The following is a 13,168-nucleotide window of genomic DNA, read 5'->3' as shown; positions in this document are numbered from 1 at the left end:
GTCACCGTGGATCAAGATCGACACGATCATCGTGCAGAGCAGGCACGATCACGTCGAGCGCGGCCGGTTCCATCATCTCTCCATGCCCCCCCGGTACGAACCGGGTGCGAACGACTCCCGTGACGAACGGCACCCACAGGTCCGCGGCGTCTGCTTCGGTCGGATGTTCCTCCACCGCACTGAAGAATTCCACGTCACCGGTGAACACTCCGGGTTCATGTCGGTTGATCAGATCCGGTGACGTCATTGCCGCAGCGAAGATGCGCTGGACTCTCTCGATATCGAGCTCGATCAGTTCCGCCGGAACCGCACGCACGAGCGCTTCGGCGGCCTCTTGTGGAAGCCGGCCGTCGAGCGTCCCCGGGTCCACCTCGACGCCGAGGGCGCGCAGGTTCTCCGAGATCTCCGACTCGAAACGATCGGTGTCGATCCGCGGGATACTGTCGATCAGGGCAAGTTTCTCCACATTCAGACCACGGGACCGGAGTTCGACCGCCACCGCGTGCGCGAGCACACCGCCGAGGGACCAGCCGAGCAATCGGTACGGTCCGTCCGGCACGGTTGCAACGATCTCGTCGGCGTACCTGCGCGCCAGATCGTTCAGTGACGCTCCTGCGAAATCGGGTTCGGTCAACACCGGCGTCTGCACCCCGTACACGGCACCCGGTCCGTCCAGGCGCGCCGCGAGCGGCGCGTAGGTCCAGGCGAGCCCGATCATCGGGTGCAGGCAGAACACCGCTTGCGTGGGGTCCCCGGAGCGCAACGGCAGGATCACTGCAAGCGCGGTATCCGGTTCCACGCCCCCTGCGCCGCCGGCCTCCCGACCGAGTCGGGCCGCGAGCGTCGCCACCATGGGTGCCTCGAGCAGCCATGAGACTCGCACGCCGACACCGATCTCGTCGCGCAGCCTCGCGACGACGCGAGTGGCCACGAGCGAATTTCCGCCGAGGTCGAAGAAATCGTCGTCGAGACCGACCTGCTCCACCCCGAGAATCTCGGCGAAGACGCGCGCAACAAGAGCTTCGAGGTCCGTGCGTGGCGCACGGTAGGGACGGATCACAGCCTCGGGTTCAGGGAGGGCGTCCCGGTCGATCTTGCCGACCGGCGTCAACGGCACCGCGTCGAGAACGACGATTGCGTCCGGCACCATCTGCGGTGCCAGCGACTGTGCGGCGAAGGCAAGCAGCTCCCGGGGCTCCGCCACAGCACCGGCAGCCGGCGTCACGTACGAGACGAGTCTCGCCGTGCCGCCGTCGGCCGCGCGAGCGACCGTGACGGCGAATTCGACCGTCTCGTGCGTGCGTAGGACGGCGTCGATCTCGCCCGGTTCGATGCGGAACCCTCGGATCTTGACCTGGAAGTCGGAGCGTCCGACGTACGCGAGCTCTCCGCTCTCGGTCCAGCGCACCACGTCCCCCGTGCGGTAGAGACGGGCACCGGAGCCGTACGGATCCGCGACGAATCGCGCGGCCGTGAGGTCGGGTCGCCGGTGATAGCCACGCGTGAGCTGGATCCCCGACATGTACAGCTCGCCCGCGACACCCACCGGGACCGGGCGCAACCTGGAGTCGAGGACCAGAGCACGCATACCGCGGATCGGCCCACCGATGGTGAGTTCGTCATCGACGGACAAGGGTCGGCTGATGGTGGTGACGATCGTCGTTTCGGTGGGGCCGTAGACATTGTGGAAGATGCGTCCCGGCGACCAGCGCGTCACGAGTTCCGGCGCGACCGCCTCCCCGCCGACTGCAAGCACCCGGAGATCATCGAGACCTTCCGGATCCAGCGACTCCACCGCCGCAGGGGTGATGAACGCGTGGGTGACACGTTCGCGTCGGAGGAGCTCTGTGAGGTCGCGGCCGCCGTAGACACTCGTCGGCGCGATCACGAGCGTCCCGCTCCCTCCTACAGCAAGCAGTATCTCGAGCACTGAGGCGTCGAAGCTCGGCGAGGCGAAATGCAGGGCCCTGGTGTCGGGCCCCAGTCCGTAGCGGTCACGCTGTGCCGCGGAGAAGTTCGCCAGGCCGGAGTTGGCGACGACGACTCCCTTGGGGAGACCGGTCGATCCGGACGTGTAGATGATGTACGCAGTGCTGTCCGCGTACACAGGACGCACCCGTTCGGTCGCCGAGACCGGCCGGACCGAGTGTTCCGACATCTCCGTGACGACGGTGTCGGCGGTCAGATCGATCCATTCGATACCGTCCGGGAGTACGTGCCGATGCTGTGTCACGGTGAGGCCGAGTGCCGCTCCGGAGTCGGAGACCATGTGCGCGACACGGTCGGCCGGGTAGTTCGGGTCGACGGGCACGTACGCGGCACCGGTCTTCGCTACCGCCCACACCGCCGCAACCGATTCGATCGACCGAGTGATCCCCACGGCCACAACGTCTTCCGTGCCGAGTCCACGCCCGATGAGCAGTCGCGCCAACCGCGACGAGAACGCATCGAGTTCGGAGTACGTCCATGCACGCCCGTCGTGGACGAGCGCGACGCCGTCGGGGTTGCGTGCTGCTGCGGTCGACAGCAACTCTCCCAACGGCTCCGCTGGGAGTGCTGGTCCGCCGTCGCGGCGGACGAGGTCCTGGAACTCGTCGGGGTCGAGATACGGCAGGGCGGCCACCGGTACTGCCGGGTCGGCGAGGATGCCGTCGATGATCCGGAGGTACCGGTTGGCAAGCGCCGCCACTGCATCCACCTCGAGAATGTCGCTGCGGTACTTGAATCCGAGCGTGACGGTGTCTTCCGCGGTGACGGCAACGGTCAGCGGATAGTGCGTGGCGTCGCGGGTGTTGACCCCCGCGACGACCAGTCCGTCGATCGATCCCGCCTCTGCGATGCCACTGCGGTCCACCGGATACGACTCGTACACGAGCAGGGTGTCGAACAGCGCTCCGAGGCCCGTCCGCTGCTGGATCTCGGCGAGCCCCACATGATGGTGGTCGAGAAGCGACGCTTGATCGACCTGGATGCGCTGGAGCAGTTCCTCGGTGGTCGCGGAGTCACCGAGTCGCACGCGGACGGGCAACGTGTTGATGAAGAGCCCGACCATCGATTCGACACCCGGAAGGTCCGCGGGCCGGCCCGACACCGTGGTACCGAACACGACGTCGTCACGACCGGTCGAGCGGGCGATGAGTGTCGCCCACGCACCCTGCAGGACGGTGTTGACCGTGACTCCGAGCCTCGCGGCGACCTCCCCGAGGGTGTCGCTGCGGTCGCGGCCGAGATCGATGTGGTGCTCGGCCGAGGTCGCTCCGGCGCCGTCGGCCTCGGAGCCGACCAGCAGCGTCGGTTCGTCGACCCCTTCGAGTGCGTGGGCCCACGCGTCGACCGATTCGCGGTGATCACGGCGCCCCAGCCACTCGAGATAGCCGCGGTAGGACGGCACCCGACCGAGGACCGCAGCATCACCCGACGTCGCATACAGCACCAGCAGGTCCTTCATCAGCAACGGCATCGACCAGCCGTCGAGGAGGATGTGGTGGCTCGTGACCGCGAGCGTCCAGGATTCGGGCCCGGTCCGCACCATCGTGAAGCGGATCAGCGGCGGCGCTGCCAGGTCGAAGGCCACGTCCTGGTCGGCGCGCAGCACCGCGTCGAGCTCTGCGGTGTCGGCCGCCCGGTTTCCCGGCCCGGTGAGGTCGAGTTCTCGCCACGGCAGCACGACGTCGTCGACGACGACCTGGACCGGTTCACCGGATTCACCCGAGACGAAGGCGGTTCGCAGGTTGGGATACCGGTCGAGAAGTGCGGAGGCAGCACCTCGTAGACGCGCAGGGTCGACGAGTCCGGCGAGGTGGATCAGCACTTGGGTGCTGTAGACGTCGGACTGTCCTGCGGCGAGCAACGCGTGGTAGAGCAATCCGGACTGCAACGGTGCGAGCGGCCAGACGTCGGACACGTTGGGGTATTCCGCTTCCCACGTGTCGATGTCGCGCTGGGTGACCTCGACCAAGGGGAGATCGGCCGGTGTCCGCCCTCCTGCCTCCGGGCGTGCCGCGTGGGTGGCGAGCGCTTCGAGTGCGCGCACCCACCACTGACCGAGTTCTTCGACGTCGTCGCGGTCGAGCAGACCGGAGGGAAATCCGAGGTTCGCGCCGAGCTCTCCTCCGATGACCACCGCGTTGATATCCACCGACGCGAGCGCCGGGGCGTCGCTGTCGTCGCGACCGGACAGGTCACCGAGGTCGCCGGCGGGAAGCCAGCCCAATTCTGCGGCCTGACCCTGGGGCACCTCACCGGCGTCGAGGCGTCCGAGGTAGTTGAAGCTGACCTGACCGGACGGCAGATGTACGAGTTGCCCGGCAGTGTCGGCATTGCAGTACCGGAGAAGTCCGTAGCCGAGTCCCTTGTCGGGGATGGCGCGTAGCTGCTCCTTGACGAGCTTGAGCGCAGTGCCCGCAGCTGCTCCGCCCTCGACGGCGTCGTCCAGGTCGATGCCGGACAGGTCCAGCCGCACGGGGAACATCGCGGTGAACCAGCCGACGGTTCGTGACAGGTCGGCCCCGGGGACGAGGTCTTCCTCGCGTCCGTGACCTTCGAGTCCGATCAACGCCGACAGTTCATCCGTGCCCCGGTCGCGACGCCACCCGGCGAGAGCCAACGCCAGGCCCGTGAGCAACACGTCGTTGACGGTGCCGTGGTAGAGCTCCGGCACTGTGGTGAGCAGCGTCTCGGTGACCTCGGCTGCGACCCTGACCCGGACCTTCTCGACGGTCGACGCAAGATCGATCGCGGGGTCGAAGGCACGCGTACCCAGAAGGGGGTCGGCGCCGGTCAGGATGGACGTCCACATCGGCAGCTCGGCCGTGCGAGCGCTGGCACTGCGGACCAGGGCATCGGCCCATGTCCGGAACGACGTTCCGACCGGTTGCAGCGCCACGGGCTGTCCGTGATCGATCTGCGCCCATGCAGTCACGAAGTCGGGCACCAGGATTCGCCACGACACACCGTCGATCACGAGGTGATGGGCGACCACGACCATCCGTCCGGTGCGGTCTGCCCCGGGCGCGGGGTCGAGCCAGACGAACTGCAGCACGGAGCCGCGCGACGGATCGAGCCGCGCCTCGGCGCTGTCGAGTTCGCGGGCCGCGATGCTCCGCCACCGCTCGTCGTCCGCGTCGGCGGGCACCTCGACGTGGGTGACCAGGGAATCGACGTCGATCGAGCCCGGTGCGGTCGTCGCCAGCACCCATTCCCCGGTCTCGTTGCGACGCAGGGACGCCCGCAGCACATCGTGCCGGTCGATGACGGCACGAAGGGTCGCGACCACGCCCGGACGCGTGATGCCCTCGGGAAGTTCGAGCGCAATCGTCTGGGTGTAGCGGTCGAAGTTGCCGCCGCGCTCGACCATGTATCGCACGATCGGGGTGAGCGGGATCTCGCCGATTCCTCCCCCCTCGAGTTCGACGAGCGAGGGCGCAGTCCCGGTACCGATCCGCGCGACTTCGGCGAGTCCGGCCACGGTGCGCTGTTCGAAAACCTCCCGGGGCGTGAACACGATGCCGAGCGCCTTGGCGCGCGACACCAGCTGGATCGAGACGATGCTGTCGCCCCCGAGCGCGAAGAACGAGTCGTCGGCACCGACCTTGTCGATGCCGAGCACGTCGGCGAAGACCTCGGCGATCGCCACCTCTGTCGGCGTTGCGGGAGCTCGGAATTTCTTGTCCCCCGCAAACACCGGCGCGGGAAGTGCCTTCTTGTCGAGCTTTCCGTTCGGAGTCAGGGGCAGAGCATCGAGGATCACGATCGCGTCGGGGACCATGTATCCGGTCAGGAACTGCCCGACCTCGCCGAGCACCTCGGCGGGCGCAACAGTGGCACCTGCGCGAGGGACGATGTATCCGACGAGCTTGTCTCCGGTGTGCGCCTCCGTCCGCACCACAGCCACTGCATGCGCGACACCCTCGACAGACATGAGCGCGGCTTCGATCTCCCCGAGTTCGACACGGAATCCACGCAGCTGCACCTGGGAGTCACTGCGTCCGACGTACTCGAGTTGCCCGGAGGAGGACCAGCGCGCGATGTCGCCGGTGCGGTACATGCGGGTGCCCGGCGAGCCGATCGGGTCCGCGACGAATCGGCCGGCGGTCAACGCACCGCGGCCGAGGTAGCCGCGGGTGAGCTGATCACCGGACACGTACATCTCGCCGGGGACCCCGACGGGGACCGGCTGCAACCGCGGGTCGAGGACATAGACGCCGAGCCCCGGGATCGCACGCCCCACGAGGCTGGCCGCGGTCTCGCTGTCGTCCGAGTTCAGTTCGAGGCGGGAGACGTGCACCGTGGTCTCGGTGATGCCGTACATGTTGACCAGGCGAGGCGCATCGTCGGTGTGTCTGCGGTACCAATCGGCGAGACGGCGCAGGTCGAGGGCCTCACCTCCGAAGACGATGTAACGCAGCGCGAGCCGATCCGAGTCTCGTTCTTTCGCAACACGATCGGCTTCAGCAAGCTGGTAGAACGCCGACGGCGTCTGATTGAGGACCGTTACCTGCTCTCGCACGAGGAGCGCATGGAAGTCCTCCGGCGAGCGGGACGTGAAGTGGTCGACGACGACGAGCCGGCCGCCGTGGAGGAGCGGACCCCACAGTTCCCAGACCGAGAAGTCGAAGGCATACGAATGGAACAGGGTCCACACGTCGGCGCCGTCGAATTCGAATGCTGCTCGGGTGTTCTCGAACAATTCGAGGACCGTCCGGTGCGGAACCTGCACCCCCTTGGGGCGGCCTGTGGATCCGGACGTGTAGATGACATACGCGAGATTGTCGCTGCGCAGCGGTGCTGCGCGATCCTCGTCCGTCACGGGTGCATCGCTACGGGTCGACAGATCGATCAGTGCGAGGTCGATCACGGGAATGCCGGTGCTCGGTAGCCCGTCGCGGTCGCCCGAGACGAGCACGACGACAGGTGACGCATCTGCGAGCATGAACTCGAGGCGGTCGGCCGGATAGGTGAGGTCGAGCGGCAGATAGCCGCCGCCGGCCTGCTGCACCGCGAGCAGCGCGACGACGAGGTCGTCGGTGCGAGCCATCGCCACGGCCACCAGAGTGTCGGGCCCCACACCGTGATCGACGAGTTCACGTGCGAGCCGGTTCACACGGGCAGCGAGTTCGCGGTACGTCAGGTGTCGGTCGTCGAACGTCACGGCGATCGCGTCGGGTGTGCGCGCCGCCTGATCGACGAAACGCTGGACGAGAGTGCCGTCGCTCGCCCGGGTGCCCGGTTCGTTCCACGCTTCGAGCAGCGTTGCACGCTGCTCCTCGGACAGCAGCGGCACGTCGCCGATCACGGTGTCGGTGTCGGCGGCAGCCGCGCTGAGCATCCGGCCGAGTCGATCGCCGAATGTGCTCATCGTCGCCTCGTCGAACAGGTCGGTGGCGTAGTTGAGCGACACCGCAATTCCGCCGGGCGCCCCATCCGGTCCGAAGGCTTCGACGACGGTGACCTGCAGATCGAACTTGGCGTCGGTGATCGGGAAATCGACGGGTTCGACGGTCAGCCCCGGAAGGTCGAAGTGGGACTGCCCGAGATTCTGGAACGTCAGAGCGACCTGGAACAGCGGGTGCCGGGCCTGGGAACGTTCAGGGTCGAGGGCCTCGACGAGGCGTTCGAACGGCAGGTCGGCGTGTCCGAATGCGCCGAGGTCGGTTTCGCGCACCCTCGCCAGCAGATCTCCGAAGGTGTCGGACGGGTTCACCTCGGTGCGCAATACCAGGGTATTGACGAACATCCCGATCACGTCGTCGAGAAGCTGCTCGCCGCGGCCCGCGATGGGCGAGCCGACAACGATGTCGCCCGTGCCGGACAGCCGGGCGAGCAACGCCGCAAGTGCACTGTGCACGACCATGAACAGCGACGCGCCCCTCGCACGGGCGAGTTGTTCGAGTGCGGCGTGTGTCGGTGCGTCGATCTCGAATGCAGTGATCGCACCCCGATACGAGGCGACCGCGGGGCGCGGCCGATCCGCAGGCAGGTCCAGCTGCTCGGGAATACCCTTCAGCGTCTCGCGCCAGTAGGTGAGCTGCCGGGCGATCGGTGACTCCGGGTCGGTCTCGGATCCGAGGACCTCGCGCTGCCACAGCGTGTAGTCCGCATACTGCACGGGCAGCGGCGCCCAATCGGGTTCGTGGCCTTCCGCGCGCGAGGTGTACGCGAGTATCACGTCCCGTGCGAGTGGGCCCATCGAGAAACCGTCGCCGCTGATGTGGTGCAACACCACGACGAGCACGTGCTCGTCGCGGCCGAGGCGCAACAGGGAGATCCGCAAGGGCACCTGTTCGGCAACGTCGAACCCGCCCGTCACTGTGGCCTCGACGTGTCGCGCCACGTCGGCATCGTCGGTGTCGAGCACGACGATGTCGGGTACGGCCGACGCCGCGGGGAGGATCACCTGCTGCGCTGTACCGTCCGATTCGGGATAGACGGTGCGCAGCGACTCGTGTCGTCGGATGACATCGGCGACCGCGGCGCGCAGGGCCTCGACGTCGAGTGGTCCACGCAGCCGGATCGCGAGCGGCAGGTTGTTCACGGACGAGTCGGGCTCGAACCGGTTGAGGAACCACATCCGCTGCTGTGCAAGCGACAGTGGAATCCGCTCGGGTCGGGTCTGCGCGGTCAACGGCGCCACGGACTCCTCGCTCGATGCGGATTCGACATGCGCGGCAAGAAATTCGACGACGGGGTACTCGAAGAGCGCGCGCACCGCCACCTTGGTGCCGAGGGCGGAGCCGAGGCGCGCCACGACCTGTGTTGCCACAAGCGAATTGCCGCCGAGCTCGAAGAAGTCGTCGTCCCGGCCCACCCGATCGACATCGAGGACATCACCGAAGACACCGGCGACGATCTCTTCGACGGGGGTTCGTGCCACGCGGAACTCTCGCGACTCGAAGACGGGCGCAGGCAGCGCCTTCCGGTCCAGCTTGCCGCTCGTGTTGAGCGGGAACTCATCGAGCGCGACGATCGCCGACGGCACCATGTACGACGGCAATATCTCCCGCACGGTAGCGAGCAGCGCCTGCCGGTCCACGGATTCACCGACCACATAGGCCACGAGCTGTTCGCCCGTCGGAGTGGGCACGACGAGCGCGGTCGCCTGGGTGACCCCCGGGTGTGCGAGGACCGCGGTTTCGATCTCGCCGAGTTCGATCCGCTGCCCGCGGAACTTGACCTGGAAGTCGGTACGGCCCAGATAGTCGAGAGCGACTGCGCCGCCATCGGTGCGGATCCACCGAACGAGATCGCCGGTGCGGTACATCCGTTCGCCGGCGGGCCCGAGAGGGCTCGCAACGAACCGGTCGGAGGTCAGGTCGGGCCTGCGGACGTACCCGCGCGCGAGCTGGACTCCTGCGAGGTACAGCTCCCCCGGTGTGCCGAGGGGAACCGGCTGCAGACGCGCGTCGAGGACGTAGACCCGGACGTTCCATTCGGGTAGCCCGATGGGCACGACCCCGGTGGCATCTGCGGCCTGGTAGGTGACCGAAACCGCGGCTTCGGTGGGTCCGTAGAGGTTCTGTACCGCGGCAGTCGTTCCGAGGCGATGGAAGGCGGCGACCGTTTCCGGGGGAAGTGCCTCACCGATGACGAACACGAGACGCAGGCCGGAGCAGCTCCCCGCCGGGGCGTGCGCAGCAAACACGGTGAGCATCGACGGGACGAAGTCCGTGAGCGTCACCCCGTGACGGTCGATCATGTCGGCCACGTACGCCGGGTCGCGATGGCCGTCGTGGTCCGCGACGACCAGGCACCCACCGCTGCGCAGCGGCAGGAACCATCCCCACAGCGACACATCGAAGGTGGTGGCAGTCTTCTGCAGGTACACATCGTCCGCGCCGATGGTGTATTCGTGCACCATCCAGGCGACCTGATTGACGATCGCCTCGTGCGACACGGCGACGCCCTTCGGGCGTCCCGTCGACCCGGAGGTGAAGATCACGTAGGCGGGGGTGGCAGGCAGGATCGGCCCGCTCAGTTCGTGGTCCTGAACTGGTTGCGCCGAATAGTGATCCAGGACGAGAGCGTCGACATCGACCGCATTCGCGTCGGAGGGCAGATCGGAACCGTCGGCGACGGTGGTGAGCACGCACACCGGCTGGGCGGTGTCGAGGATGTGCCCGATCCGCTCCGACGGATGGTCCGGATCGAGTGGAACATAGGCGCCGCCCGCGGTGATCACGGCGTAGATCGCCACCACGAGATCCACGGAACGACGGATACCGATCGCGACGAGCGCCTCGGGGCCGACGCCCATATCGATGAGGTGGCGCGCGAGCCGGTTGACACGTGCGTCGAACTGCGCGTAGGTCAGCGTCTCGTCCCCGAAGACGACTGCGGAAGCATCCGGGGTACGGAGAACCTGGGCGCGGTACTCGGACAGCAGTGTTCCGCTGTCCACGCCATGGTCGGTGGCGTTGACGGTGTGGACGAGTTCGCGGCGAACCTCGGGCGCCAGCAGGTCGACATCACCCACGACGGTGTCGAGGTCGGAGACCAGTGCATCGAGGGTCGCGACCAGACCGTCGGCGAGGCCGCGCACCGTGCTCTCATCGAAGAGATCCGTGGCGTAGGTGAACTGCGCGGACATTCCGCACGGTTTCCCGGCGTCGAGTCGCGGGGTGACGGTCAGCTGAAGATCGAACTTGGCGACGGCACCGCCGAGATCGACTGCGTCGATGTCGAGGTCCGGCAACGACAGGTCGGGACGATCCATGTTCTGGAAGAACAACGCGACCTGGAAGAGGGGATGGTGCCCGGTCGAGCGCACGGGGTCGAGAACCTCGACCAGCCGCTCGAACGGTAGTTCTGCGTGCGCGAACGCATCGATGTCGCCGGTGCGGACTCGGTCGAGCAGCGCCGCGAAGGTGTCGCCCGGCGTGACGGCCGTGCGTAGGACGAGGGTGTTGACGAACATCCCGATGAGGTCGTCGAGGGCCTGTTCGCCTCGCCCCGCGACAGGGGTGCCGATGGCGATGTCCGTCGTGGACGACAACCTTGCAAGCAGCGTTGCGAGCGCAGCGTGCACGATCATGAAAGGTGAACAGCCCGTCGCCTGCCCGGTCTCCGCGACAGCGGCGTGCAGGGAGGCGTCGATCTCGAAGAGTACGGTGCCTCCGCGCCCGGACGCCTCGACGGGCCGAGGGCGGTCGGTCGGCAGGTCGAGGCGGTCGGGTAGTCCGTCGAGCGTTCTCGTCCAGAACTCGATCTCTCGTGCCGCGACCGAACCGCGGTCCGACTCGTGGCCGAGCACCGCTCGCTGCCACACCGTGTAGTCGGCGTACTGCACGTCGAGCGGCGACCATCCTGGGGCCTCGCCCACAGTGCGAGCGAAGTATGCGGTGGCGAGGTCTCGTACGAACGGGCCGGTGGATGCTCCGTCGGCCGCGATGTGATGCACGACGAGCACGAGGACATGCTCGTCGTCGGCCACCTGCAGCAGTTCGACACGCAGCGGCACTTCTTCGGCGACGTCGAATCCAGTGGTGACAGCGCGGATGACACGGCCGGCCAGATCGGCGGGAGGCACGATCTCGACCTCGACGGGAGGCGCGACCTCGGACGCATCGAGGACCACTTGACAGCCCACACCGTCGCGGTCGGGGTAGAAGGTGCGCAACGATTCGTGCCGTTCGATCACGTCGTGGACGGCTGCGCGGAGCGCCGCGATGTCGAGTCTGCCGCGCAACCGCAGGGCCACTGGGATGTTGTCGGCAGCGGACGCCGTGTCGAACCGGTTGAGGAACCAGATTCGCTGTTGTGCAGGTGACAGCGGGATCGGATCGGGCCGTGGTCCGGCTACGAGGGGTGTCCGGGCAGTATCGCCGGTGTGCAGGTCGGCGAGCGCGGCGAGTTCCGCGACGGTCGACCCTTCGAAGACCAGGCGGGCAGGCACGCGCGTGTCGAGGCGTTCCCCGAGCCGGGCGACGACCCGGGTCGCGACGAGGGAGTTACCCCCGAGATCGAAGAAATCATCATCCAGACCCACCCGCTCGACACCGAGCACATCCGCGAACACCGTCGCCACCGCGATCTCCGTCGCGGACTCCGGCGCCCGGAACTCGGTGACCACTGGGCTGGGATCGGGGAGTGCGTCGCGGTCGAGTTTCCCAGTGGGCGACAGCGGAATGGTGTCGAGTTCGAGAACGACGGACGGAACCATATGCGAAGGAAGACGTTCGGATACCTCGCGGGAGATCGCCCCGACATCCAGGCCCACGCCCGCGGCACCATGCACGTACGACACCAACTGCGTCTCACCCGCAGGTGTCGTACGACCCACCGTCACCGCGAAATCCACACCGGCACACGACGACAACACCGCATCGATTTCACCGAGCTCGATGCGGAAACCACGCACCTTCACCTGAAAGTCGTTACGCCCCACATACACGATCCCCGACCCGGCATCACGCGGACCCCGCACCACGTCACCGGTCCGATACATACGCGCACCACCCGGAGCCGCCACGAACCGCAACGCCGTCAACCCCGCACGACCGTGATACCCCCGAGCCACACCCGGACCCGACAGATACAACTCACCCGTCACACCCACCGGGACCGGATGCAGGCGCGAATCCATCACTTGTGCAACAGTATTCCGAATCGGAGCACCGATCGTGACCTGCTCACCCGGCACCAGGGGATCCGAAATGTTCGTCATGATCGTAGTCTCGGTCGGACCATAACCGTTGAAGAACCGACGACCCGGTGCCCACCTCGCCACCAGATCCGGCGGGCACGCCTCACCACCGACCACCACACAATTCAGCACATCCAGACCGGCCGGATCCACCGACGCCAACGCAGCCGGAGTCACGAATGCATGCGTCACACCCTCACGTACGACCAACTCCGCAAGCTCGACCCCGCCATACACCGAAGTCGGAGCGATCACCATCGTCGACGAGGCCCCCACCGCCAACAGAAGCTCCAACACCGAGGCATCGAAACTCGGGGACGCGAAGTGCAACGTCCTCGACTCCGGAACCAATCCGTACCGCTCCACCTGCTCGACACAGAAGTTCGCCAGACCCGAATGCGTGACCACCACACCCTTCGGGCGCCCCGTCGACCCCGACGTGTAGATCACATACGCCGCATGCCCGAGCCGCAACGTCCGAACCCGCTCGTCGAACGTCACCGGACCCGACGGCAACACCGCAAGCTC

The 13,168-nt window shown here is 67.1% G+C and carries 1 protein-coding gene; it reads right to left on the bottom strand.

Annotated elements, in window-relative coordinates:
- Position 1 precedes the first annotated feature (1 nt).
- On the bottom strand, positions 2-13,168 hold a 13,167-nt coding region (locus MWU77_RS20920), incomplete at its 5' end, for an amino acid adenylation domain-containing protein (protein WP_374229942.1).

The sequence above is a fragment of the Rhodococcus sp. F64268 genome, from assembly GCF_023015605.1.
Taxonomy (GTDB): Bacteria; Actinomycetota; Actinomycetes; order Mycobacteriales; family Mycobacteriaceae; genus Rhodococcus.
This window is presented reverse-complemented; position numbering and strand designations above follow the sequence as displayed.